Origin of the sequence: Xanthomonas pisi DSM 18956, from assembly GCF_001010415.1 — a bacterium.
GTDB classification, from domain to species: domain Bacteria; phylum Pseudomonadota; class Gammaproteobacteria; order Xanthomonadales; family Xanthomonadaceae; genus Xanthomonas; species Xanthomonas pisi.
On record NZ_JPLE01000074.1, the window covers coordinates 13,048 to 38,711 of the forward strand.

The 25,664-nt window shown below is 65.2% G+C and carries 22 protein-coding genes and 1 pseudogene; 22 read left to right on the forward strand and 1 reads right to left on the reverse strand.

Annotated features, from left to right (window positions below):
* Positions 1-267 precede the first annotated feature (267 nt).
* Positions 268-926 (reverse strand): annotated as a pseudogene (gene tagK / locus Y887_RS15440) (transcriptional regulator TagK).
* Between the two features lie 290 nt (positions 927-1,216).
* Between tagK and tssB the strand changes: the two are divergent.
* The 22 genes from tssB to Y887_RS15550 all read left to right on the forward strand — a co-directional run bounded on the left by tssB (position 1,217) and on the right by Y887_RS15550 (position 25,494).
* Complete coding sequence (gene tssB, locus Y887_RS15445) at positions 1,217-1,726, forward strand: type VI secretion system contractile sheath small subunit (RefSeq protein ID WP_046965188.1); 510 nt, start codon at positions 1,217-1,219, stop codon at positions 1,724-1,726.
* 4 nt (positions 1,727-1,730) lie between these two features.
* Complete coding sequence (gene tssC, locus Y887_RS15450; RefSeq protein WP_046965189.1) at positions 1,731-3,224, forward strand: type VI secretion system contractile sheath large subunit; 1,494 nt, start codon at positions 1,731-1,733, stop codon at positions 3,222-3,224.
* A 67-nt stretch (positions 3,225-3,291) separates the two neighbouring features.
* Positions 3,292-3,798: an Hcp family type VI secretion system effector gene (locus tag Y887_RS15455; RefSeq protein WP_046965190.1), complete on the forward strand. Its 507-nt coding sequence runs from the start codon at positions 3,292-3,294 to the stop codon at positions 3,796-3,798.
* 111 nt (positions 3,799-3,909) lie between these two features.
* A complete protein-coding gene (locus tag Y887_RS15460; RefSeq protein WP_046965191.1) occupies positions 3,910-4,704 on the forward strand; it encodes a type VI secretion system accessory protein TagJ in 795 nt (264 codons plus the stop codon).
* A 5-nt stretch (positions 4,705-4,709) separates the two neighbouring features.
* Positions 4,710-5,213 carry a type VI secretion system baseplate subunit TssE gene (gene tssE, locus Y887_RS15465; RefSeq protein ID WP_046965192.1) on the forward strand — a complete coding sequence of 168 codons (504 nt, stop codon included), beginning with the start codon at positions 4,710-4,712 and terminating at the stop codon, positions 5,211-5,213.
* Between the two features lie 4 nt (positions 5,214-5,217).
* Positions 5,218-7,101 carry a type VI secretion system baseplate subunit TssF gene (tssF, locus tag Y887_RS15470; RefSeq protein ID WP_046965193.1) on the forward strand — a complete coding sequence of 628 codons (1,884 nt, stop codon included), beginning with the start codon at positions 5,218-5,220 and terminating at the stop codon, positions 7,099-7,101.
* On the forward strand, positions 7,065-8,105 hold the full coding sequence (gene tssG / locus Y887_RS15475; RefSeq protein ID WP_046965194.1) for a type VI secretion system baseplate subunit TssG: 1,041 nt from the start codon (positions 7,065-7,067) through the stop codon (positions 8,103-8,105). Before tssF ends, tssG begins: the two co-directional genes overlap by 37 nt.
* Before the next feature lie 55 nt (positions 8,106-8,160).
* Positions 8,161-10,941, forward strand: a complete 2,781-nt coding sequence (gene tssH, locus Y887_RS15480; RefSeq protein ID WP_046965195.1) for a type VI secretion system ATPase TssH — start codon at positions 8,161-8,163, stop codon at positions 10,939-10,941.
* A gap of 18 nt (positions 10,942-10,959) precedes the next feature.
* A complete protein-coding gene (locus Y887_RS15485; RefSeq protein WP_046965196.1) occupies positions 10,960-11,820 on the forward strand; it encodes a hypothetical protein in 861 nt (286 codons plus the stop codon).
* A 317-nt stretch (positions 11,821-12,137) separates the two neighbouring features.
* Positions 12,138-13,178, forward strand: a complete 1,041-nt coding sequence (locus Y887_RS15490; RefSeq protein ID WP_146093418.1) for a hypothetical protein — start codon at positions 12,138-12,140, stop codon at positions 13,176-13,178.
* Between the two features lie 460 nt (positions 13,179-13,638).
* The gene (locus tag Y887_RS15495) at positions 13,639-14,028 is read left to right on the forward strand and encodes a DUF4124 domain-containing protein (protein ID WP_046965198.1); all 390 of its coding nucleotides are present in this window, start codon (positions 13,639-13,641) and stop codon (positions 14,026-14,028) included.
* Between the two features lie 52 nt (positions 14,029-14,080).
* Positions 14,081-14,740 carry a CPBP family intramembrane glutamic endopeptidase gene (locus Y887_RS15500; protein ID WP_046965199.1) on the forward strand — a complete coding sequence of 220 codons (660 nt, stop codon included), beginning with the start codon at positions 14,081-14,083 and terminating at the stop codon, positions 14,738-14,740.
* Positions 14,741-14,799: 59 nt separating this feature from the next.
* Positions 14,800-15,534, forward strand: a complete 735-nt coding sequence (locus tag Y887_RS15505; RefSeq protein ID WP_046965200.1) for a hypothetical protein — start codon at positions 14,800-14,802, stop codon at positions 15,532-15,534.
* A 104-nt stretch (positions 15,535-15,638) separates the two neighbouring features.
* Entirely contained in the window at positions 15,639-15,980 is a 342-nt protein-coding gene (locus tag Y887_RS15510; protein WP_162199172.1) for a hypothetical protein, read from the forward strand.
* A 112-nt stretch (positions 15,981-16,092) separates the two neighbouring features.
* On the forward strand, positions 16,093-16,815 hold the full coding sequence (locus Y887_RS15515; protein ID WP_052765021.1) for a ThuA domain-containing protein: 723 nt from the start codon (positions 16,093-16,095) through the stop codon (positions 16,813-16,815).
* A 284-nt stretch (positions 16,816-17,099) separates the two neighbouring features.
* Positions 17,100-17,561 (forward strand): DUF2147 domain-containing protein, encoded by a 462-nt coding sequence (locus Y887_RS15520; RefSeq protein WP_245879431.1) that lies wholly within the window; start codon positions 17,100-17,102, stop codon positions 17,559-17,561.
* A 228-nt stretch (positions 17,562-17,789) separates the two neighbouring features.
* Positions 17,790-18,329, forward strand: a complete 540-nt coding sequence (gene ecfK, locus Y887_RS15525) for an ECF-type sigma factor EcfK (RefSeq protein WP_046965202.1) — start codon at positions 17,790-17,792, stop codon at positions 18,327-18,329.
* Complete coding sequence (locus Y887_RS15530; RefSeq protein ID WP_046965203.1) at positions 18,308-20,821, forward strand: serine/threonine-protein kinase; 2,514 nt, start codon at positions 18,308-18,310, stop codon at positions 20,819-20,821. Before ecfK ends, Y887_RS15530 begins: the two co-directional genes overlap by 22 nt.
* Before the next feature lie 111 nt (positions 20,822-20,932).
* Positions 20,933-21,178 carry a PAAR domain-containing protein gene (locus Y887_RS15535; protein ID WP_245879436.1) on the forward strand — a complete coding sequence of 82 codons (246 nt, stop codon included), beginning with the start codon at positions 20,933-20,935 and terminating at the stop codon, positions 21,176-21,178.
* 314 nt (positions 21,179-21,492) lie between these two features.
* Positions 21,493-22,845: a tetratricopeptide repeat protein gene (locus tag Y887_RS15540; RefSeq protein ID WP_046965205.1), complete on the forward strand. Its 1,353-nt coding sequence runs from the start codon at positions 21,493-21,495 to the stop codon at positions 22,843-22,845.
* 139 nt (positions 22,846-22,984) lie between these two features.
* A complete protein-coding gene (locus Y887_RS15545) occupies positions 22,985-24,949 on the forward strand; it encodes a type VI secretion system Vgr family protein (RefSeq protein ID WP_046965206.1) in 1,965 nt (654 codons plus the stop codon).
* Positions 24,946-25,494 (forward strand): DUF6931 family protein, encoded by a 549-nt coding sequence (locus Y887_RS15550; protein ID WP_046965207.1) that lies wholly within the window; start codon positions 24,946-24,948, stop codon positions 25,492-25,494. The genes Y887_RS15545 and Y887_RS15550 overlap by 4 nt, the downstream gene beginning before the upstream one ends.
* The last annotated feature ends 170 nt before the right edge of the window (positions 25,495-25,664 follow it).

Below are 25,664 nucleotides of genomic sequence, written 5' to 3' on the forward strand. Positions count from 1 at the left end.
CGAGCAGGTACGCAGGCCACCCGTCGCATTGTTTCATGTAGGAGCGCACCCGGGCGCGATGTGGCGTACCGGGAATGCCGCATCGCGCACAGGTGCGCTCCTACACAACGTCTAGGGCTTGCGGTGTGTACGAAGCAGGCAAGACCGCGATCAGTAGGTGCGCGGTCTGATGCATACGCATGTCTGTAGGAGCGCCCTCGGGCGCGATGTAGCGTTACCGGGAATGCCACATCGCGCCCAGGTGCGCTCCTACACAAACCATTGCGCTCAGCCCTTCATCGGTTCCAACTGCGCGGCAAAGCGCGGTGCCGGCCGGGCGAGCCGGCGCAACGCTTCGGCATGCACCAGCGGGGACCCCGCGGTGGGCGTGAGCACGCCATTGCGCAGCGATGCGTGCTCGGGCAGCGCCTGGTGGTTCAGTTCGCGCATGAAACGCCACATCGGCATGTAATGGCCGCGGCGCGGTGCCGGTGCGTGCGGCGTGGCGCGGCATTGGCGGCGCCACTGCATCGGCGGCATGCCGAAGCGTTGCTGGAAGGCGCGCTGGAACTGCCGCTCCGAGGCAAACCCCATTTCGTACAGCAGCCAGGTCAGGCTGCACTCCGGATACGCCTGCAGATAACGGTGCGCCGTGCACAGGCGCTGTTCGCGGATATAGCTGGCCACGCCGCCACGCGACTGGAACAGCCGATACAAGGACGCGCGCGACAGCGCGAACGCCTGTTGCAACGACTCGGTACCGAGCTCGGCATCGCCGATGTGCTGCTCGATATAGGCCAGCAGATCGATCATCAGCGGCGCATGCGCCTCCATGGTCGAGGACGCTTGTGGAACGATGGCGCTGTAGTAGCTGATGCTCATGCGGTGCTGCCTGCGGCCCACTCCCCGGGGCCTGTCCTTTGATCAACCGAAAAAAGCATCGCCAACCCATCACGTTTCTTTCACGAAGTCGGCCACGCATCACGCATCGGCACGATTGAGACGATTTGTCGGGTGAGCCTGCAGGGGCATTCCTAGACTCGCCGCAACGCTGAAGAGGCGTCATCGCACGGCCTGTCGCTTGGGTCCGCGTGGTGCGGCAGTTGCGGGCAGGCCCGCAGCGCCGGCGTCGCACGCAGGCTCCAGGCGATCGGCCGGGCCGGCGATATCCAGGCCACAAGACAGCGCACGTGCCCCGCACGTTGGCGCAACGGGCAAGCTCAATCGGAGATCAGGCATGGCCAGCAGTCAGAAGTTCATCGCCCGCAACCGGGCGCCACGCGTGCAGATCGAATACGACGTGGAGGTCTACGGCGCGCAGAAGAAGGTGCAGATTCCGTTCGTGATGGGCGTGCTGTCGGATCTGTCCGGCGCCAACGCCGGCGAGCTTCCATCGCTGGACGAACGCAAGGCATTGGAGATCGATGTCGACAACTTCGACAGCCGTCTGCAGTCGATGCGCCCGCGTGCGCAGTTCAAGGTGCCCAACACGCTCACCGGCGAAGGCGAGCTGGCGGTGGATATCACCTTCGAAAGCATGGACGACTTTTCGCCGGCCGCCATCGCGCGCAAGGTCGCGCCGCTGGCCAAGTTGCTGGAGGCACGCACGCAGCTGGCCAACCTGGACACCTATATGGATGGCAAGGCCGGCGCCGAGCAGTTGATCGCCAATGCCATCCGCGACCCGGCGTTGCTGCAGTCGCTGGTATCGGCGGCCAAGCCTGCCTCCGAACCGGAAGGAGCCTGACGCCATGTCCGCCACCGAAGCCGCACTGGCCAGCAGCAGTACCGAAACCAGCGAGCAGGGCGATTTTGCCGCGCTGCTCAATCGCGAGTTCCGCCCCAAGAGCGAACGCGCCAAGGAAGAAGTGGAAGCGGCGGTACGCACGCTCGCCGAGCAGGTGCTCAACCGCAGCGATGTGGTCGGCGAAGACGTCTCGCAAACCATCAAGGCGTATATCGCGCAGATCGACCGCACGCTCACCCAGCAGCTCAACCAGATCCTGCATCACCCCGATCTGCAGCAGCTCGAAGGTGCCTGGCGCGGCCTGCATTACCTGGTCAACAACACCGAGACCGACCAGCAGCTCAAGATCCGCGTGCTGAACATCAGCAAGAAGGAACTGGGCAAGGTGCTCAAGCGCTACAAGGGCACCGCCTGGGACCAGAGCCCGATCTTCAAGAAGGTCTACGAGCAGGAATACGGCCAGCTCGGCGGCGAGCCGTATGGCTGCCTGGTCGGCGATTACTACTTCGACCAGAGCCCGCCGGATGTGGAATTGCTCAACGGCATCGCACAGGTTGCCGCGGCTGCGCACGCTCCGTTCATTGCCGCAGCCGCGCCCAAATTGATGGGCATGGACAACTGGAACGAGCTGTCCAACCCGCGCGATCTGGCAAAAATCTTTTCCACGCCCGATTACGCCGCATGGCGCTCGCTGCGCGAGTCGGAAGATTCCAAGTACATCGGCCTGGCGATGCCGCGCACGCTGTCGCGCCTGCCGTACGGCGCAGCTACCAGCCCGGTGGACGAGTTCGATTTCGAAGAAGAGACCACCGGCGCCGATTCCGGCAAGTACACCTGGCAGAACGCGGCCTATGCGATGGCGGTGAACATCAACCGCTCGTTCAAGCAGTACGGCTGGTGCTCGCGCATTCGCGGTATCGAATCCGGCGGCGCGGTGGAAGGCTTGCCCACGCACACCTTCCCTACCGACGACGGTGGCGTGGATATGAAGTGCCCGACCGAAGTGGCGATCACCGATCGGCGTTCGGCCGAGCTGGACAAGATGGGCCTGATGCCGCTGGTGCATCGCAAGAACTCGGACATGGCCGCCTTCATCAGCGCGCAGTCCTTGAACAAGCCCGACGAATACGACGACCCGGATGCCACCGCCAACGCCGCGCTGGGCGCGCGTTTGCCGTACATGTTCGCCTGCTGCCGCTTTGCGCATTACCTCAAGTGCATCGTGCGCGACAAGATCGGTAGCTTCAGCAGCCGCGAGCAGATGCAGAGCTGGCTGGGCAAGTGGATCTTGAATTACGTCGACGGCGATCCGGCCAACTCGAGCGAAGAATACAAGGCCAGCCATCCGCTGGCCGCGGCCGAAGTCGTGGTGGAGGAAGTGGAAGGGGCTCCGGGCTACTACACCTCCAAGTTCTTCCTGAAGCCGCATTACCAACTGGAAGGTTTGACCGTCTCATTGCGTTTGGTTTCCCGGTTGCCGTCTCAGGCCAAGGCCTGAGTCCAGCCATGATCCGTCGATCCTGTCGGGATCGTCCCATTCAGTCCGATATCTCAAGGAGTAATTCATGGCGTTCGATATGCATCTCAAGTTCAAGGGCGGTGGTGTGGCCATTGAAGGCAGCTCAGGCCACTCCAAGCACAAGGGTGAAATTCCGGTACTCGCCTGGTCCTGGGGAGCCAGCAACTCTGGCGACCTGCACAGCGCTGGTGGCTCGTCCGGTGGTGGCAAGGCACATGTGCAGGATATTTCGCTCACGAAATACGTGGACAAGAGTTCGAATGCATTGCTGCAGGCCGCTTGTACCGGCGCGCGTCTGGAGGAAGCATGGCTTTACGTCACCAACGCCACGGGCGAGCAGACCGATTATGTGACGTTGCATTTGTCCAATGGCGTACTTGTCACCTCCGTATCGACGGGTGGCTCTGGCGGTGAGGATCGGCTGACCGAGAACATCACCCTGCACTTCGGTAAATTTCAATACAGCTTCCAGCCGCAAAAGCCTGACGGCTCTGCTGACGGCGCTGCAAAGCCGTTTGTGTACGACATGCAGCAGGTTGCCAAGGGCGCCTAACTGACGCAGCAAACAGCGAACACGCTTGCAGCGTAGCCGTACGCCGTTGCACACGTGTTCCTGCGGTGCCGCATGCCGGCACCGCTACCTTCTTCGATAAGGACACGCGCGATGGATGCCACCGCAGAAACCCTGCTTGCCCGCGGCGAGCCGGCGCAGGCGTTGCAGCAATTGGTGCAGCAGGTGCGTCGGCAACCGGCCGATGCCGCGCAGCGCGTGTTTTTGTTTCAGCTGCTGGCCGTGCTGGGCCAGTGGTCGCGTGCAGCCGACCAGCTGCGCGCCTGTCTGGAACTGGATGGCGGCACTGCGCCGATGGTGCAGACCTACCAGCGCGTGTTACAGGCAGAGCAGACACGCGCGGCGGTGTTTGCCGGCGAGCGCCTGCCTACCGTGATCGGTGCCCCCGATGCATGGATGGCGCTGCATCTGCAGGCCTTGCAGTTGTCGGTACGCGGCAATGCAGCGCAGGCGGCCGAACTGAGAGCGCAGGCGTTTGCGCAGGCACCTGCCATCGGCGGCACGCTGGATGGCGTGCGTTTCGAGTGGGTAGCCGATGCGGATGCACGCTTCGGCCCGTGCATCGAACTGATGCTGGACACCGGTTATGCGTGGGCACCGCTGCATCAGGTGCAGCAGCTGCGCCTGGAAGCGCCCAGCGATCTACGCGACACCGTGTGGGCGCCGGTGAGCGTGCTGTGGCGCAATGGCGGCCAGGCCTTTGCGTATATGCCGGTGCGCTATCCCGGTAGCGAACATCTGGATGCGGGCGAGCTGCAACTGGCGCGTCGCACCGAATGGACCGAAGGTGCGCAGGGCGAAATCGGCCTGGGCCAACGCATGCTCAGCACCGAGTCGCGCGAGGTTGCGCTGCTCGAGGTGCGCGAGCTGCAGTTCGACGCGGCCTGAGCGTCATGGCCGAGCTCACCACCACCGAACGCTTGCAACCTTCGCTGCTGGACCGGCTCACCGACGCCGCGCCCAGCCAACGCGAAGAGAGCCGCGACCAACGCGTGATCTCGGCCACACGTCTGCGCGAGTGCGTGATCCGCGATCTGTCGTGGCTGTTGAATGCGGTCAACCTGGAAACCAGCCGGCCGCTGGATGCGCATCCGCAGATCCGTCGCTCGGTGCTCAACTTCGGCATCCCGGATCTGGCCGGCGCGGCCGTTACCGGCATCGACGCAGCCGCGCTGCAGCAGCGCATTCGCGACGCCATCCTGGCCTTCGAACCACGCCTGATCGCCGACACCTTGCGCGTGAGCGTGCACGCCGATGCGGCGCGCATGGACAGACGCTCGCTGCTGTTCACCATTCAATCGGAGATGTGGGCGCAGCCGCTGCCGTTGAACCTGTACCTGAAGACCGCGCTGGATCTGGAAACCGGCCGGCTCGAAGTGATGGAGGGCCACGGCTGATCCCATGGACCCGCGCCTGCTCCCGTACTACACCCGCGAATTGCAGCACGTGCGCGACATGGGCGCCGAGTTTGCACGCGAGTATCCCAAGATCGCCGGGCGGCTGGGGCTGGATGCGTTCGAATGCGCCGACCCGTATGTGGAGCGCCTGCTCGAGGGGTTCGCGTTCCTGGCCGCGCGCGTGCAACTCAAGCTGGACGCGCAGTACCCGGTATTCACCCAGCATCTGCTGGAAATGGTCTACCCGCATTACCTGGCACCGTTGCCGTCGATGGCGGTGGTGCAATTGCAGCCGGATCTGAAAGACAGCGGCCTGAGCGCCGGTGTCAGCGTGCCGCGCCATAGCGCGCTGCGCAGCCTGATCGGTGCCGGTGAGCGCACCGCCTGCGAATTTCGCACCGCGCATGCAGTGACGCTGTGGCCGCTGCAGCTGGCCGAAGCCAAATACCTGGAATCGCCGGCTGCGTTGGCGGCGGCAGGCATCGCGCTACCCGCCGGGCGCAGCGTGCGCGCCGGCATCCGCTTGCGCTTGGAGCTGGTGGGCGGTGCCCAGGTCCAAGGCCTGGCGCTGGACCGCCTGCCGCTGTTCCTGGCCGGTGCCGATGGCCTGCCCAAGCGGCTGTACGAACAACTGCATGCCGACACCAGCGCCGTGTTGGTACGCGGCAGCGATGCGCAGGGCGCGCCGCTGCAAACGCTGCAAGGCGCCGATGCGTTGCAGATGCGCGGCTATGCCGACGAAGACAGCCTGATCCCATATGACGGGCGCTCGTTCAGTGGCTACCGCTTGCTGCAGGAATACTTCGCGTGCCCGGAGCGCTTCCTGTTCGCCGAACTCACTGGCTTGCGCGCTGCGCTGCGTCGCCTGCACGGCAACAGTTTCGAGGTGGTGATTCTGCTGTCGCGCAGCGTGCCCAGCCTGGCCGCCGCAGTGAGCGCCGAACACTTCACCCTGTTCTGCACGCCGGCCATCAACCTGTTCGAGCGCCGCGCCGACCGCATCCATCTGCAGGCTGGCCAGCACGAATACCATGTGCTGGCCGATCGCACCCGGCCGATGGATTTCGAGATCCATCATCTGGGCGACGTGGAGGGCTTCGGCGACCGCCAGGAACCGGAACAACGCTTCACCGCGTTCTATGGCGGCGATGCGCGCACCTGGCATGCGCGGCATGGCGCGTTCTACAGCATGCGCCGCGAGCCACGCTTGTTGTCAGCGCGGCAACGCCGCGATGGTGCGCGCTCCAGTTACGTGGGCAGCGAGGTATTCGTCAGCCTGGTCGATGCCAACGACCAGGCCCATGGCAGCAACCTGCGCCAGCTCGGGCTGCAGCTGTGGTGCAGCAATCGCGACCTGCCGTTGCACATGCCGGTGGGCAAGGGCACGACCGACTTCAGCATGGACAGCGGTGTGCCGGTGCGCAGCGTGCGCTGCGTGGCCGGGCCGACCAAGCCGCGCCCGGCGCTGTCCGACGGGCAGACCGCCTGGCGCCTGCTCAGCCAGTTGCAGCTCAATTACCTGTCGCTGTTCGAAGATGGACCCAACGGCGCCGCTGCGCTACGCGAAATCCTCACCCTGTATTGCGACCCGTTCGATGCCTCGGCGCAGCGGCAGATCGAAGGGGTCAAGCACGTCACCGGCACGCCGATCGTGCGGCGCATTCCGGTGCCCGGCCCGATCACCTTCGGCCGCGGCCTGGAGATCACGCTCACCTGCGAGGACGCTGCTTTCGAAGGCACCGGCGCATTCCTGCTGGCCTCGGTGCTGCGGCACTTTTTTGCGCGCTACGTCTCGGTGAATTCCTTTACCGAAACCGTGTTGCGCACCACCGAACGCAACGAGGTGGCCCGATGGCCAGCCCAGCCCGGCTCCCGACCGCGCCTGTGAGCACCGGTGCTGGCGCGCTTGCACAGGCGCTGCAGGCCCGGATCCAGGACTTCACCCCGTTTGCGGCGTTACGCGCGATCGAGCGCTGCCATCCGCAGCAGCCCCGCCTGGGCGAATCGGCGCGCGCCAGTGACGATGTGCTGCGTTTGCGGCATACGCCATCGCTGGCATTCGCACCGCGCGCGCTTGAGCGCTACGTGCCGGCAACCGCCGATCGACCGGCTGCGTTGTATGGGGTGTTTCTTGGCCTGTTCGGCCCCAACGCGCCGCTGCCGCTGCACCTGACCGAATACGCCATCGAGCGTGCGCAGCAAGCCAAGGATGGCACCTTCGCTGCGTTTGCCGATGTGTTCCACCACCGCATGCTCAGCCTGTTCTATCGCGCCTGGGCGCAGGCGCAGCCCACCGTGCAGGCCGAGCGCGCAGCCAGCGATCAGTTCCGTGCCTGGCTGGATGCACTGGTCGGTATCGCCAGCCCGCACCTGCGCGAGCGCGATGCGCTGCCCGACGATGCGCGCCGCTATCACGCCGGCCGGTTTGGCGCGGCTACGCGCACACCGGAAGGCTTGCGTGCCGTGCTGCAGACACTGTTCGACTGGCCGGTGCAGGTGCAGGAGTTCCTCGCCGAATGGATGCGCCTGCCGGCCGATGCGCACTTGCACCTGGGCCTTGGCCCGCGCACTGCGCGGCTCGGTGTGGACAGCGTGGTGGGCGCACACGTGCGCGGCGCGCAACAGCGCGTACGCATTCGCCTGGGGCCATTGCCACGCATCGCCTTTCAACGCTTCCTGCCCGGCGGCCAGGCGCTACGCCAATTCACCGCCGCGGTGCGTAGCTATCTGGGCGACGAATTCGGCTGGGAACTGCAGCTGCTGCTCAAGGCCGACGAGGTACCCACACCGCAGCTGGCACGCAATAGCCGCTTAGGCCTGGACACCTGGCTTGGCCGCCGCGCCTGGAGCGTTGCCGACGCCGACGAGGTTCTGCTGCGCCCTTCCGGCTGACCGCACCGCTGCCATTGCCGCTCACACGCAACGTACCGACTTCGAAGGACGCATCATGGCCGAGATTTCCCGCAGTGCCCTGTTCGGCAAGCTCAATCCACTCGCCTATCGCGGCATCGAAAGCGCCACCGTGTTCTGCAAGCTGCGCGGCAACCCGTATGTGGAACTGGTGCACTGGCTGCATCAGTTGCTGCAGCTGCAGGATTCGGACCTGCACCGCATCATCAAGCATTTCCAGCTCAACCCGTCCACGTTGGCGCGCGATGTCACCGCCGCACTCGACGGCTTGCCGCGCGGCTCCACTGCGGTGACCGATCTGTCGGCCAATGTGGAAGAAGCGGTGGAGCGCGGCTGGGTGTATGCCTCGCTGAGTTTTGGCGAGGCGCAGGTGCGCACTGGTTATCTGGTGGTCGGTATCCTGAGGGTGCGTGGCCTACGCAACGCGCTGCTGGCGATCTCCAATGAGTTCGACAAGTTCAAGCCTGCGGTCCTCAACGAAAATTTCGCCGAGATCGTGGCCGGCTCGCCGGAAGATGGCCTGCTGCCCAGCGACGGCTTTTCGCTCGGCCAGATCGCCGCACCGGGCGAAGCCAGTGGCGCGCTTGCGCCGGCTGCAATGGGCAAGCAGGAAGCGCTGAAAAAATTCACCACCGATCTCACCGCACAGGCGCGCGAGGGCAAGCTGGACCCGATCATCGGCCGCGACGACGAGATCCGCCGGGTGGTCGACATCCTGATGCGCCGCCGCCAGAACAACCCGATCCTGGTTGGTGAAGCCGGCGTTGGAAAAACCGCGGTGGTGGAAGGCTTCGCACAACGTATCGCGCGCGGCGACGTGCCGCCGGCGTTGAAGGAGGTGCAACTGCGCACGCTGGATGTGGGCCTGCTGCAGGCCGGCGCCAGCATGAAGGGCGAATTCGAACAGCGCCTGCGCGCGGTGATCGACGAAGTGCAGGCGAGCCCCAAGCCGATCATCCTGTTCGTCGACGAAACCCACACCCTGGTCGGCGCCGGTGGCGCGGCCGGCACCGGCGATGCGGCCAACCTGCTCAAGCCGGCGCTTGCGCGCGGCACGTTGCGCACGGTGGGCGCCACCACGTTCGCCGAATACAAGAAGTACATCGAAAAAGACCCCGCATTGACACGGCGCTTCCAGGCCGTGCAGGTGGACGAGCCGGACGAGGCCAAGGCGGTGCGCATGATGCGCGGCGTCGCCTCGATGATGGAGCAGCACCATAGCGTGCAGATCCTGGACGAGGCGCTGGAAGCGGCGGTCAAGCTCAGCCATCGCTACATCCCGGCGCGGCAGCTACCGGACAAATCGGTGAGCCTGCTGGATACCGCCTGCGCACGCGTGGCTGTGAGCCTGCACGCCACCCCGGCCGAAGTGGACGATAGCCGCCGCCGCATCGAATCGCTGGACACCGAGCACGCCATCATCGAGCGCGAACGTGCGATTGGCATCGTGGTGGATGAGCGTGCTGCTGCGTGCGCAGGTTTGCTGGATGGTGAGCGTAGCCGGCTGCATGCGTTAGAGCAGCGCTGGGTCGCCGAGAAAGCATTGGTCGACGAACTGCTGTCGCTGCGTGCGCAACTGCGTAGCGGTAATGCACCGGTGGAAGGAACAGGCAGCGCATTGGAAGCCGAGGCCGATCAGACTGCATCTGGCGACACAGCGGTGCTCGAAGCACCGGTGCAAATAGATCGGGACACCCTGCTGGCGCGGCTGCAACTGGTGCAGGCCGAACTGGCCGCATTGCAAGGCGAATCGCCCTTGATCCTGCCCACGGTCGACTACCAGGCGGTGGCCGCCGTGGTCGCCGACTGGACCGGCATCCCGGTCGGGCGCATGGCACGCAACGAGATCGACACCGTGCTGCGCCTGCCCGAGTTGCTGGCCAAGCGCGTGATCGGCCAGGACCACGCCATGGAGATGATCGCCAAGCGCATCCAGACCAGCCGCGCCGGCCTGGACAACCCGGACAAACCGATTGGCGTGTTCCTGCTTGCCGGCACCTCCGGTGTCGGCAAGACCGAAACCGCGCTCGCCCTGGCCGAGACGCTATACGGCGGCGAACAGAACCTGATCACCATCAACATGAGCGAGTACCAGGAGGCGCACACGGTCTCCTCGCTCAAGGGCGCACCGCCTGGCTATGTCGGCTACGGCGAAGGCGGCGTGCTGACCGAAGCGGTACGCCGCAAACCCTACTCGGTGGTGCTGCTGGATGAGGTGGAAAAAGCCCACCCCGACGTGCACGAACTGTTCTTCCAGGTCTTCGACAAGGGCTGGATGGAAGACGGCGAAGGCCGCCGCATCGACTTCCGCAACACCTTGATCATCCTCACCAGCAACGCCGGTACCGACCTCATCGCCAGCCTGTGCAAGGACCCGGAACTGATACCGGATCCGGAAGGCATGGCCAAGGCCTTGCGCGAACCGTTGTTGAAGGTGTTCCCGCCGGCATTGCTCGGCCGGTTGGTGGCGATTCCGTATTACCCGCTGAGCAACGACATGCTCGGGCAGATCGTGCGGCTGCAGTTGAACCGCATCAAGAAGCGGATCGAAGAGCGCTACAAGATTCCGTTCGAGTATGACGATTCGGTGGTGGAGTTGGTGGTGAGCCGCTGTACAGAGAGCGAGTCGGGCGGACGGATGATTGATGCGATTTTGACTAATTCCATGCTGGCGGAGATTTCGCGAGAGTTTTTGAATCGGATGATCGATGGCCAGCCAATCGATAGGGCTAGGATCGGCGTCTGGAACCATGAATTTCGATACGAAATCGCGAGCGCCGGCCACGTAATGACGATCTGCTCCACTCACGTCACTTGAATCGAAGGAGGATGAGATATGGGACGCATCAAGCGAATCATCAGGAGGAACTTCCACTGTGCCTACAAGCGTCCCGGTAGCGGTTCCATGTTTATACGTGATCGATATGGGCGATGCGAAACTTATACATACGTCGGCCAACGCCTGAAGAAGCACGGCATCGGTGTCACCAAGCTGGCTCCCGTGTATGGCAGGGTGAACTTCTCCAATGGGGTTCGCTTTACCGGTCGCGTGCGTAGCCTGCGCGTGCTGACAGCGGCCATGCAGTCAGCAATAGTGCATTTACGCAGCAACTGGGTCCTGTTGCCGGATGCGATCCAATACAGCCGCCGAATTACTAACCAAGGCATGAGTCCGTGCATGCGCCGCGTGACGGGAGCAGCAATTTCAGCGACACAATACGCGGGCTGGGTCAAGAATCGGTTCCCTAACAGCCCGCTGGATGCGGCGAAGCGGTATGAGTGGTGCCACTTGTTGGCGCATTCCATGGGAGGGAGTGACGATGAAACCAACATCGTGGCTGCGGTGCGCGGAAATAACACGGAGCAGTTGGCGATAGAAAGCGCGCTGCAGATGTATCGCCGCGAGAATGTCTTCGAGATGCGGGTATCAGCCGCGCTTATCGATGGAATCGGCGCACAGCATGTGGCGAACGTCATTTGCTACGAAGTGCGTTGCATCTATGGCGGAGATAATTACATAAGGTACATGGATTGCCTCAACGCGCCAAATCCGTCGCAGATACACTTTTACGGGGTACTTAGCGATTTCGCCATGTGGGCTAACCAGAAACTCCAGCGTATCGCCGACGCGTACAACCCGCTCACGCGAACGATCAGACGCGAGTTGATCGAGATGTTGCCAGACGAAGACGAATAAATAGGATTGGCGATCGTCCTATTAATGCGCCGGATCCGCAAGAAAATAGTGTCAGGGCCAGGTTTAGTTTGGAAGTAAACCTGGCCCCGTTTCGATCCCGTTTCGGGTATTGGAGCTGGTGGCGAGCCGGAGCACGAAGAGCGAATTGGGGGACGAATAATTGATTCGATCTTGATCAATTCACTGTTGCCGAAAATCAGTCGCGAGTTCCTTGGTAAGCCGCCCGTCAGCTGCGAGATCGCTGAGATCTGCATCAGTGAACGTGGTGCGCAGTTGTGCCGTAAATTTCTTAATGCATCTGCAATGGAGATGTCGTCATGCCGTTGAGTCAAATGGAGTTCGCCTTACTGGAAGCCCACATTGGGCGCAAAGCCGAGACCTTCAAGAGTCATACACGGCATTTGCAAAGAGACGTCGACGATCGCCTTGCTGGAAATCCGCATCCCAAGCATGCCGCAGCCCGGCATGGCTACCAGAGCGGTTGGCAGGGCCAATTGATGCGCGTGTGCACGGAGTTCGCGCCAGACCAGGCCTCCACGCCAGATGGGGTCAGTCCGCAGATTGACGAATGGAATCGCGAGACAGGAACTTGGGCATCCTTGCGGGGCTTCATATGCAGCATGTCGCCGATCAAACTTCCCTTCATCGACCCGCCTACGGTACGTACCTATGGGGTCGATGGCCAGCCGGTGACAGTTTCCCAGCTCGAACCTTTGATCGTTCCCGTCGCGGATGCGCGAGTGCCTGGAGCTGCAGCCGGAGGGTTTATCAGCCCTGAAGCGCAGCAAGACGCACTTCAACGCGCCGATTCCATTGCCTACAAGCACTGGCAATGGACTGAGGCCCGCTTCGCCACCGGCGGTGGAGTTTGGAGGCCGTTTAGCAGGATCGCAGTGGTGGTAAAGGGGCGCGCCGGTGGCTACGGCCTTGGGTTCTCCCGGACCGGCGGCTTCGGCGCGGTACCTTGGCGACGCGAAGCAGTTACAAGGGCGATCACGGCGTACGAGCAGCGCTGGAACCATGAGCAGTGGGAGGGAGAGCTAGACTGCTCGCAAGCAGCGCTAAGGTACAAACAGCGTTTCCCACAGCTTGAAGACCTTCTAGCCTATCTAAAGGTCGAGGCGTTATGGCAACGTAACGCGATGGTCATCCTTGACCGTAATCCGATCGTCAAGGGGAAGTGGACCCTGATCACTGCCTATCCGGTGAACTTGATACACGGCTGGGCGCCGGCTGGGCCTGCTGGGAATGCCAAACATTCGATGACTGGCCCTGTATGGCTTGGCGATGTCCGCAAACCGGACGTTAAGGCCCCCGGCGCGTGGCTTCAGGGGCGGTATCCCGTGCCAACAAGGTAAAAGTAGGTTATGGGAAAATTGGGGACAAAGGGCCAAAAGGCCAAAGGGCCAAAGTGATTTACTGGGATAACGGGGTCGGGATAACGGGGGTCAGGTTCACTTAATTAGTCGACAACGGTGATTTGGGGGCCGATGAGCGGGTCTAACCCCCGCAAAAAGTTGCGTCGACAGCCGCTGCGCCTTCGTGCTGGCGTAAAAGCAGGTTGCTCTCGCTTCCGTTGACGGGTGGAGCTGTCTCTGTCGCAATGAAGAGTGCATGCGACATAGGCCGGCGAGCGCTTTGCGTCCGCTTGGGCGCTGCCATCGGTGGTGCGCCTGTGTTGCTGCCGTCCAAGCGGTCGGTAAAAAGCCGCCAGGCGCGCTTCACACATCTTCGCCAGCGAAGAACAGAACGCGAGCTCCTAGAGACAATGCTTCGCTCCCTGCGATCGGTAAACTATGCCGTTCCGGGGAGGGGCAAATGAACAAAAGTCTTGCGATAGTGATGTACATGCTGGCATTGCCGGCAGCGGCGCAGTCTGCCTACAAGTGCAGCGATGCAAAGCTGGGGACTGTTTACCAGTCCACGCCGTGCGCCGACGGCGCCGAGCAGAAGCGTTGGAACAAGCGACCCGCAGCGACCCCGACAGCAACGGCTGCGTCGGCGCAGGCAGACACGAACACGGCGTCTGCCACGGGCCAGGAATCAAACCTGGGCTTACGCCTGATCAGTTACGAGCGCCAGCCGAGTCCGGAGGCGTGTACGCGCGCCACCCATGTGCGTGACAGCGCCCGCGCCGATACTACGATGCGTCGCGATCCGGATTTCATGCAGGCTGTCGAGCGAGCGGTCGTGCAGGCCTGCCGCTAGACAGGGCGTTTCAAGTTGAGTCTCTGCAATCAAGGCATGCCAAGGAAGATCGATGCAAGAGCGTGAGGGAGCGTCTGCTGGATGGGGCGAGTTGTTGATCGTGGTGACGATCGCATTCGGGCTGTCGATCTGGTCCAGCGTTTCGGCGCTGGCGCGCGACGCCGTCGAGCCGGTCTTCTCCGACGCGAGCCTGTGGGGCATGGTGTTCTACGAACTGCTCGTTCTGGCGATCTTGCTGCCAGTGCTGTGGTTCCGCGGATGGAAGCCGCAGTCGCTGGGGCTGCAGTGGCAGCTGCGCGACCTGGCGGCGGGGCTCGGCTTGCTGGCGGTGTGTCTGTTGGTCACCTATCCACTGACGCTGTTGAACTGGAGCTTGGGGAGCAACACGCATCCATTCGATGCGATGGTCGCCGGGCAGCTGTCGATCACGGCTGTGCTGGCGATCTCGCTGATCAATCCGATCTTCGAGGAGGTATTCGTGTGCGGTTACGTGATCCGCGCCCTGGCGCCGCGCCATGGTCGGGCGTTCGCGGTGAATGTGAGCGTGGCGCTCCGCACGTCGTATCACCTCTATCAGGGCCCGATCGGCGCCATCAGCATCCTGGTGATCGGGCTGATCCTGGGGTGGTGGGTGGCCCGACGCGGGCGGCTGTGGCCGGCGATCCTGGCGCATGGCGCGCTCGATCTGCTGGGGTTGATGGTCTACACCTGACTGGCCTGGCGTCGCCGCGATGTCGCACACTTGCGCTTGGTCGAACACAGGACGCGGCGATGGCACGGCGATATGGATGGAGCGGGATACTGGTGTGGCTGGCGGCGTTCGGCGCGGTGGCGGCCGGTCCGGCGCCCGGTCAATACAGCACCAAGCAAGGTTGGGGCAGCCTGCAGGTCAGCGACAAGGGCGGAGTGCGCCAGTTCGAAATTCTCACCGTCGGCGCCAACGGCCACAGCTGTTCGCTATCGGGAACCCTGCAGGGCGACAAGGCGGAAGTGAGCGATGCTGTCGATGCGCCCTGCAAGCTAGCGTTCAAGCCGGTGGCGGGCGGCTTCAGCATCGCCGCGCTGACCCAGGACAGCTGCCGCGATTACTGCGGCATGCGTGCAAGGTTCGAAGGCGACTATCTGCAGTTGCCGGCCGGCTGCACCTCCGCGGCCAGCAGCCGACGACGTGAGGCGTACCTGCGGGACTATCGCGGCAAGCGCTATGCCCAAGCGCTTGCCGGCATGCAGGCATTTGCGGGCGAGTGCGGCGAGTTTCTCACCTGGCTCGATCGCGACCGTTTCGCCAACGACCGTGCGCTCACCCTGCTGCGCCTGAACCGCGCGCAGGATTGTCTGGCGGCGTTGGACAGCACCATGGCGGGCCGCAGCCACGACGAGGACTCGTTCCGGGCGGAGCTGGATCGCAACAGCACGATGTTGCCGCCCAGCGACTGGGACGCCTACCTGCCCATCGCCAAGTGCACCTGGTTCAATCGCAAGCTATGCGAGGCGGCCAGGCGCTGAGCGTGAGGCGGCCTGCGTTGCTGCGCGCAGGTAAGTGTCGGCAGATTGCGTCGCGCCGATGGGCAGTTTCAGGACGTGCGCGCCGCCTCGACGCCGCATGGCAATTGCGTGACCCTGTCGTCTGTCATGTCATTGTCTGGATGCTGTTATCCATCGCGCTGGACGAACACGCGCAGCTTGCAAAGAAAACGCTCAGGAGCGACGTCAAACGCTTCGTATGCTGGGGCGACGTCAGTCATCTGCGCACCGGACGCAACGGCTGCAATGCAGACGGTACGAAGGTGACGGCCATGACGGCAACCTCGTCACAAACGTCGCAGGCCTCGATGCTCGTCTCGGCATGCACCACCACAGTGAAGGTCTACACGGATCCAGAGTCGAGAGGTAATCGCGGGGTGGCTCGCGGATGGCAACAGCTCGCGCTGCACATGCGAAGCGTCGCGTAGTGAGGATGAGAGCAGCGCACGCTCGCTCGCTGTCGTCATCAGCCTCGCATGCGATCACCGCAGGCAACAGCGAAGACGCACGTTGGAGCCGATACCGCGCAACAATACCTGCATGCACAGACTCCTGCTCGCCCTGATCTGCATGCTCGCCTCCCCCGCCGCCACTGCCGGGTCCGCTCCAGAGCGGATGCTGATCTTCAGCAAGACGGCCGGGTTCCGCCATGAGTCGATTCCGACGGCGGTGGCGACGCTACGGCAACTTGCACAAGAGCAGGGCATGGCGGTCGACCATAGCGAGGATGCGGACGTCTTCACTGCCGACAACCTGGCGCGTTACCGCGTGGTGGCGTTCGCCAGCACGACGGGCGAGATTCTGGCGCCGGCGCAACAGCAGGCCTTCGAGGGGTTCATTCGGCAGGGCGGTGGATTGCTGGGTCTCCACTCGGCTGCTGATACCGGCTACCAGTGGCCTTGGTACGGGCGGTTGGTCGGGGCATGGTTCAAGAAACATCCGCCGGGGCTGCAGTCCACCCGTGTGCAGCCTGAGCGCGAAGGGCGGCCGGTGGGCGATGCCTGGCCGATCACCGACGAGATCTACAACTACCGGCACAATCCGCGCGGTCAGGTGCAGGTGGTGGCCACGGTAGACGAGCGTCTGTATGCCGGCGGTACGATGGGTGCGGACCATCCCATTGCCTGGTGCCATGCCTTCGACGGCGGCCGGGCTTGGTACACCGGGTTGGGCCACGATGCGGCGGTGTATGCGAATGCGGATTTTCTGGTCCAGCTGCGGCAGGGGCTGCGCTATGCGGCCGGGCACGTGCCCGACTGCTGAGCGAGTCAGTCACGCCAAACGCGTGCGCTGCAGTCACTGCGGCCCGCATTGGGGTGAGCTCTCTGGGAGGAGCGGGCACCGCAGGGTTCTGACAAAGCCACGCGGCCTGGTTAGATGGCTGTGCGTCAAAGGCACCTCACGCCTTTCGGAAGTCCCGCATCTTTGAGGAATCTTCCCGGGGCTGCAGGCAGCCAATCATCTTCCAACAGTGCATCGATAGGATCCGCTTGCCATTGAATCCAACGACGCGGCCCTGCGGCCTGCGCCGTTGCATCAATCAGCAAATGCGCAAGTCGCCGCCCTATCGATGGTTGGAAACTCCGATGAACCCGATCTCTGTCACAAGCTGTCTTGCGTTTGTCTTTGCGACGTTGAGTGCACCGACATTCGCCGCCGAACCGATCACCGGAAAGTGGTTCACCGATAACCAGCAGGCACTGGTCGATATCCAGCCGTGCGGTACGTCGTTATGCGGCACCATCGTCAAGGTGTTGCGGGCCAAGCCCGGTAGCCGGACAACCGATGCGCTCAATCCGGATCCGGCCAAGCGCCACAACCCGATGGAAGGCACAGTGATCCTCAGCGAGCTGGTGGACGCAGGGGATCTGTGGAAAGGCAAGATCTACAACCCCGAGTCCGGCAAGACCTACGCCGCCAAGATCAAGCGTGGGGTGGACGGCTCCCTGAAGGTGGAAGGCTGCGTGGCCTTCATCTGTCAGGGTCCGACCTGGCAGCCCGCGCCTTGATGGCCGCCTGAGGCGGCATGGCGACCGCGCAACTGTCAGCGCACATGGCCGGTGCTTGGCCGCTGCCGATATCCACTGCAGCAATGTGCGCCACGTGCTGGCCGCTCCACGCCGGGCGGGCGGGTTGCCCAGCCTTCGCCCCGGGTGGACTAAACCGTTACGGATTGAACGATCCACCCAGCCGCCAATGCGGGATACTGCGCTCCCACGCAGGCGAGATGGGCCCCGATGTCCGAGCTGCCGATCACCGAGTTATTGCAGGCCTGGCAGCATGACGCGCCCGGGGCGGGCGATGCATTGGCGCGGCAGGTCTACGAGGTGCTGCGCGCCACCGCACTGCGCGAGCTGCGCCGCGATGCGCGCGCCGGGCTGCAGGCCACCGAGCTGGTGCACGAGGCGTGGATGCGGCTGGAGCAAGGCCAGCAGGCGTTCCGTTCGCGGACGCACTTCTACGCGGTGGCGGCGTTGCAGATGCGCCACCTGCTGGTGGATCTGGCGCGGCAGCAGGCCAGCGCCAAGCGGCTCGGGCAGGCGGTGACCTTGACGATCAGCTTGTCCGACGGCGCGGCGCGGCCGGAGGCGCTGATGGTGGTGGCCGATGCCTTCGACAAGCTGGCGCGGGTGGATGAGCGCAAGGCCCGTGCCTTTGCGTTGACCGAGCTGGTGGGCTTCAGCGTGGCCGAGGCGGCCGAGCAGCTGGAGGTATCGGTGCCCACGCTGGAGCGCGACCTGCGTTTTGCGCGGGTGTGGCTGGCGGCGCAGCTGTGAGCGTGGCGGCCACTGCCTGGCAGCGGCTGGAAGCGCTGTTCCATCAGGCCTGTCAGTTGCCGGTGCACGAGCGCGAGACCTTTGCGCGTGCGCAAGCCGGTGACGATGCGGTGTTGCGCGATGAGTTGCTGGCGATGCTGGCGGTGGAATCGCAGGCCACGCTGCGCGTGCGTGCGCCGCTGAAGCAGGCTGCCGCCGCACTGCGCGCGCCCTTGCCGGAACTGCCGGCCGGTACGCGTTTTGGTGCGTGGGCGATCGACCGCCTGATCGGTGCCGGCGGCATGGGCCAGGTGTATCTGGGCCATCGCGCCGATGGTGCCTACGAGCGCGAAGTGGCGATCAAGCTGGTGGCCGCCGATGCGCTGGATGTGCAGGGCCGTGCGTTGTTCGAGTTCGAATGCCGGCTGCTCGCGCAGATGGTGCACCCGGCCATCGCGCAGATCCACGATGTGGGTACCGACGCCCAGGGCCGGCCCTACCTGGTGATGGAGTACCTGCGCGGCGAGCCCATCACCTGGTGGTGCGATGCGCAGCGGTTGTCGTTGCATGCGCGCGTGCTGCTGATGCTGCGGGTGAGCGAGGCGGTGCAGCACGCGCATCAGAAAGGCGTGATCCATCGCGACCTCAAGCCCAGCAACGTGCTGGTCAGCGAAATCGATGGGCGGCCGATGCCGGGAGTGATCGACTTCGGCATCGCGGTCGATGCCGCCAACCCCGGCGTGACCTCGGCGCATGGGCGCGGCACGCCTGGCTACATGAGCCCGGAGCAGGCGCGCGGCGTGCAGCAGGTGGACGCGCGCAGCGACATCTACGCCTTGGGGGCGATGTTCTACGAACTGAGCTGCGGGCTGGTACCGGTGGCCGGACGCGACGGGCTGCCGCAGCCGCCATCGCAGCGTGTGGCAGCGGTACCGGCGCAGGCCCAGGCGCGCATCTGCGCGGCGCGCGCGACCACCCATGCACGGCTGCAGCAGCAACTGCGCGATGGCCTGGATGCGATCGTGTTGCGCGCCCTGGCGCCGGAACCGGTGGCGCGCTACGCCTCGGTGTCGGCGCTGCTGGACGACCTGCATCGCTGGCTCGATGGCTACCCGCCGCGCGCGCTGCGCGCTGGCCGGTTATTGCGGTTGCGCAAGTTCACCCAGCGCCATCGCAGTGGCGTGCTGGCCGGTGGGTTGGTGGCGATGGCCGTGGTCGCCGGCCTGGGCGCCACGCTGTGGTCGCTGCAGCAGGCCGCACGCGATGCGCAACGTGCGCGCGTCACCGGCGATTTCATGACCTCGGTGCTGTCCAGCGTGGACCCGGCGATTGCCAGGGATCTGGACAAGACCCTGATGCTGCGTGTGCTGGAGCAGGCCTCGCAGCGCGCCGCGCACGAACTGGCCAGCCAGCCCGATGCGCGCACCGATGTGGAAAAGACGCTGGGCAGTACCTTGATCGCGCTGGCCGATTTTCCGCAGGCGGTGCAGCATCTGCGCACCGCGCATGCACTGGCGCAGCAGAGCCTGGGCGCGGGCAGCGAACCGGCGTTGAAGACCGCTTCCATGCTCGGCCAGGCACTGCGTGGTGCAGGCCAGCGCGACGAAGCGGTGCAGGTGCTGCGTCGGGGCATTGCGCAGGCCGAGCGCGGCGATCTGCACCAACAGGCCATCGGCAATGAAATGCGCGCCTGGCTGGGCTGGACGCTGCGCGAGCAGGGCCGCATGGGCGAAGCCATGACCGAGAGCCGGCGCGCCTATGTGGCAGCGTTGGCCAACCCTGCGACCAGCGCAGATCAGCGCATCAATGCGGGCAATGTCTATGCCGGGCTGCTGGCCGATGTCGGCCAGCTGCTCCCGGCCATCGCCTTGCAGCGCAGCCTGCTGCGCGAGCGCATCGCCCTGCACGGGGCCGAGCATCCGCTGGTGCTGTCGATGCGCAACAGCCTGTCGGTGTATCTGCTGATGCAACGCGATTTTGCCGGCGCCGAGGCCGAACTTGCGCCGCTGCTGCAGATCACCCGCAAGCTCTACGGCGACAGCGCCATGGATACCTTGATGGTGGAAGGCAACCTGGCCGGCGCGCTGCGTCAGCAGGGCAAGGTGGCCGAGGCCGGCCCGCATTACCGGGCCGCGTTTGAACGCGCGCGCGCCGCGCTCGGCGAGGACGCGCCCACCACCATCACCATGCGCAGCAATCACGCGTTCTGGTTGCTGGATGCCGGGCAGGCTGCGGCATCGCTGGCCGAACAGCGTGCCGCACTGGCCACCAGCCTGCGCGTGCTGGGCCGCGCGCATCCGCAGACCGCCGAGATCCTGCGCGGCATGTCCGAGGCCGAGCGCTCGCTCGGCCAGACCGCCGCCGCGCGTGAGCATGCGCAGCAGGCGGTGCAGGTGCTCACCGGCATCTTTGGCGATGCCGAAGAGCCGCTGCGTGCGGCACGGCAGACCCTGGCGCTGGCGGAGCCAGCCGCATCCAGCGCGGAGACGACCACGTCGGTGGCGCGGCGCTGAGACGAATCGTCGGGTCAGCCGCATCGCGCGGCGGGATAGTGCCTGTACTGCCAGCGCCGGAGCGCCCCCGTGCAACCTGCCGCACGCCTGACCGATCTGCATGTCTGCCCGATGGTCACCGGGGTGGTGCCGCATGTGGGCGGGCCGATCATCGGGCCTGGCGCACCGACGGTGTTGATCGGTGGCCTGCCAGCCGCACGCATCGGCGATTCGGCGGTGTGCGTGGGCCCGCCGGACAGCATCGTGGCGGGCGCGCCGACCGTGATCATCAGCGGCCAACCGGCGGCCCGCCTGGGCGACAGCACTGCGCATGGCGGGGTGATCACCCTGGGCTGCTTTACCGTGTTGATCGGCTGATGACGCCGCTGGGATGCGCATTGCGATGGGCTTGCACCGGTGACATGGAGCGCGGCGGCGCGCGCGATGGCAGCGACCGTCGATGCATCCGCAGCGCGGCCATCGCGACGACCGGTTGCGTGCGCATGCGATCGAGTGGATGTCATGGTCGGCCTCTGCGCGTGTTCAAAAGCGTTCAACGCTGAGAAGAACAGCTGAGCGTTGCGACCGCAGTGTCCACGCGCAGAGGCATCGCCAGTACCGGCACGCCAGCGTTGCCTGATCCGCCGTCCTTCGACGCATCGCCTGCGTCCTACCCACCAAGGAGATGCCGCATGCAGCCTGCCCGCCACGCCACCGCCCAGACGCACACCGACCTGGACGCCGCGCTGCACAGCGCGCTGCAGGCCCATCGCGCCGGCAAGCTCGACCAGGCCGCGCAGGCGTATGCCCAGCTGCTGGACGTGCAGCCCGGCCATGCGCAGGCGCTGCATTACCAGGGCGTGCTGCTGCATCAGCAGGGCAATAGCGCGGCGGCGGTGGAGGCCATCAGCCAGGCGCTGCAGCTGGCGCCTGCGCAACCGGATGCCTGCAACAACCTGGGCAACGTGCATCGCGAATGCGGCCGCTTGAGCGATGCCGAGCAGTGCTATCGCCGTGCGCTTGCGCTGGAACCGGCGCATGCCGATGCGCTGGCCAATCTGGCCGCCGTGCTGGAAGCGCAGCGCCGCCCGGAGGAAGCCTTCCTGACCTACGCTGCGTTACTGCACACCTATCCCGAATCGGCGCACGGGCACTACCTGCTCGGCTTGTTCCTGCGCAACAACGCGCAAGCCGCCGAGCACCTGCAGCAATCGGTGGAATGCCTGCAGCAGGCCTGCAGCCTGGCGCCGGAGCACCTGCCTGCGCGCGAGGCCCTGGGCACCGGTCTGTACTTGCTGGGCGAACACATCCAGGCGCAGGCGGTCTACCGCGCATGGCTGGCGCGCGACCCGGGCAATGCCGTGGCCACGCACATGCTGGCGGCCTGCGGTGGCGCCGCCGCGCCGCCACGCGCAGGCGACAGCTATGTGCGCGAGCTGTTCGACGGCTTCGCCGACAGCTTCGACGAGCAACTGCTGCACAACCTGGATTACCGTGCACCGCAGCGGCTGGGCGAGGCGCTGGCGGCGTGTCTGCCTGCGCCGCAGGCTGCGCTCGGCATCCTGGATGCCGGCTGCGGCACCGGGCTGTGCGCAGCGTTGCTACGCCCGTATGCGCAGCAGTTGATCGGGGTGGATCTGTCGCCGGGCATGGTGGCCAAGGCACGGCAGCGCGGCGGCTACGACATGCTGGAGGTTGCCGAACTCACCGCCTACCTGCAGGGCCGGCCGACCCACTGGGACGTCATCGCATCGGCAGACACGCTGGTGTACTTCGGTGCGCTGCACCCGGTGCTCGCCGCCGCAGCCGCGGCGCTGCGGCCGGGCGGCGTGCTGGGCTTTACCGTCGAAGCCCTGGAGACCGACGCCGATACGGTGGAACTCGATGCCAGCGGCCGCTATCGGCATAGCCATGCGCATGTGCTGGCCGCGCTGCACAGCGCCGGCCTGCAGCCGATTGCCATCGCCCTGGATGTGCTGCGCAGCGAGCGCGGCCAACCGGTGCATGGCTGGGTCGTGACCGCACGCACAGCTGCACAGTCCTGAGACGAAATGTCGGCTTTGCCGGCCGCACGCGTGTGAGCATGACCCCGGCAGCAGTGGCATGCAGTGGTCCTTGCAGGCCGTTATCCCGCGGCTGCCGGTCAGCGCGTCGTGCGTTGCTCACTCACCTGTGGATGCTTCGATGCCGCGCACCATCACGCTGCACTCCGACCTTGGCGAGCGCCTGCTGCTGCACCGCATGCAGGCCAGCGAAGCGTTGGGGCAGCTGTTCGAGTTCCGCATCGACGCTTTGTGCACGGATGCGCAACCCAACCTGCGCGCGCTGCTGGCCACACCGGTCGCCGTGGAGCTGGCCGACGACAACGGCACGCAGCGCTGGTACCACGGCATCGTGGCAACCTGCGCACAGGCCGGCTTCACCGTGATCGATGCGCTTTCCTATGCCGTGCTCGAGCTGCAGGTGGTCCCGCGGCCATGGTTGCTCACCCAGCGCCGCGATTGCCGCATCTATCAGGACCTGAGCGTTCCGGAGATCGTCACCCGCGTGCTGGGCGAAAGCGGCTACAGCGATATCCAGCAGCAGCTGAGCGCGCACTATCCCAAGCGGGTGTATTGCGTGCAATACCGCGAAGACGACTTCAGCTTCATCAGCCGGCTGCTGGAGCAGGAAGGCATCTATTACTACTTCACGCATACGCGCAGCGCGCACACGCTGGTGCTCTGCGACGCGCTCGGCGCGCATGCGGTACGCAACGGGGTGGACACCCTGCCGTACGTGCCGCCGGAAACGCAACACCGGCGCATCCTGCGCTCGGTGGTGAGCCAGTGGCGCAGCGCCCGCGGGCTGCATTCCACGCGCCACGCGCTCGCCGACTACGACCCGCAGCAGCCGCGTGTCTCACTGGCAGCAGAGGCCGACGCCAGCGGGGACGAGCTGCATCAGGTGGACGCGCTGGATGCGTTCGATTACCCGGGCCCGCATGCACTGCAAGCCGACGGCAGCCGCTATGCGCAAGTGCGTACCGAGGCGCTCAACGTGCAGCGTGCCAGCCACCATGCCATCACCAATGCCTGCGGCCTGATGGTCGGTGCGCTGTTCACCTTGCGCGAGCATCCATGCGCTCCGCTCAACCAGCAATATCTGGTGCTGTCGGCACAGACCACGCTGGCCGCGCCGGAGCACGGCGACGAGGCGCCGTTTTCCAGCACTGTGCAGGTGATGGAAAGCCGGCTGCCCTTCCGTAGCCTGCGGCGCACGCCCACGCCCAGCATCGCCGGCCTGCAGACGGCGGTGGTGACCGGCGATACCGACGAAGACATCGTGGTGGATGCGCATGGTCGTGTGCAGGTGACCTTTCACTGGGCCACAGCCGCGCGCCCGCACGGTGCGCCGTCGTGCTGGGTGCGCGTGGCCTCGATGTGGGCGGGCAAGGGCTGGGGCGCGATGAGCCTGCCGCGGGTCGGGCAGGAAGTGGTGGTGAGCTTCCTGGAAGGCGATCCGGACCGCCCGTTGATCGTAGGCAGCGTCTACAACGCCGATCACGCGGTGCCGTTCGCCTTGCCGGACAACAAGACCCAGAGCGGTATGCGTAGCCGCAGCCTGCTCGGCGGCAGCGCGGACTTCAACGAGTTGCGCTTCGACGACAAGGCCGGCAAGGAAGAAGTCTATCTGCGCGCGCAACGCGATCTGCGCGAAGAAGTGCAGAACGACCACACCGCCACCGTGACCAACGACCAGGTCCTCACGGTCAAGCACGATCGCAGCGCACGCATCGATAACAACGACAGCGTGGACGTTGGCAAGAAGCTGCTGCTCAAGGCCGGCGAAGAGATCGAGCTGGTCACCGGCAGTGCGCGCCTGCTGATGAAGCGCAACGGCGACATCGTGCTCAGCGGCATCAAGATCCTGGTCGATGCGACCTCCGAAGCCAAGACCACCTCGCTGGCGATCAAGTTGATTGCCGATGCGCAGCTGCAGGCCAGCTCGCCGGCGACCGAAGTGGTGGGCGACGGTACGCTCAAGCTGTCGTCCGGCGGCATGCTCAGCGCCGAAGCCGGCGCGTCCGCCACGGTCAAGGGACCGCTGGTCAACATCAAGGCCGATGCGCTGGTGCAGGTTGCCGGCGGCCTGATCATGATCGGATGAGCGCGCCCGCTCTCTCGCTTGTGCAGGCGTGCGCGGACATGCAGGTGTCCGCAGCTGCACGTGCACAGCTGGGCGCACCGATGGCGCCGCAGGCAGCGGTGCGTGCGTTGCTGGCGCAGGGCTATGGCGAGGATGCGATCAAGCTGCTCGCGCGCCTGCTGCCCAAGCGCTACGCGGTGGCCTGGCTGTGCCAGTGCGTGCGCGGCGAAACGCTGGACGAGGAAGACCGCGTCGGCGCCGCGCTGGCCGAGAAGTGGGTGCGCGAGCCCAGCGAAGCGCACCGCCGTGCTGCGCAGGCGTTTGCGCATGCAGGCGGTTACGTGTCATTGGGCGCCTGGTTGGCGGCGGCAGTGGCCTGGTCCGGCGGCAGCCTGGCGCCACCGCAGCAGACCACGCCGGTGCCACCGCCCGAGCACCTGACCGCACGCGCGGTGGCTGCCGCAATCACCTTGCTCGCCGCGCGTGAGCCGGCCCAGTTGCAGACGCGCCGCATGGGGTATGCCGCACACGCGCTGGAGTTGCTGGCCAATGCGCAGGTGCAGTGATGACCAGGCATGGTAAGCAGGCTCCACCCCATGTAGCGGACAGGTGGCGTGCCTGGCGTGGACGTGGGAGGTGCCGCCCGCATCTAGAGCGTGTTATGCACTTTGAAATGAGATGCGTTGGTCGTCAGCGGTGCGGAGCGGATGCTGCGCGGCGCCGGCTTGGCTGGCGC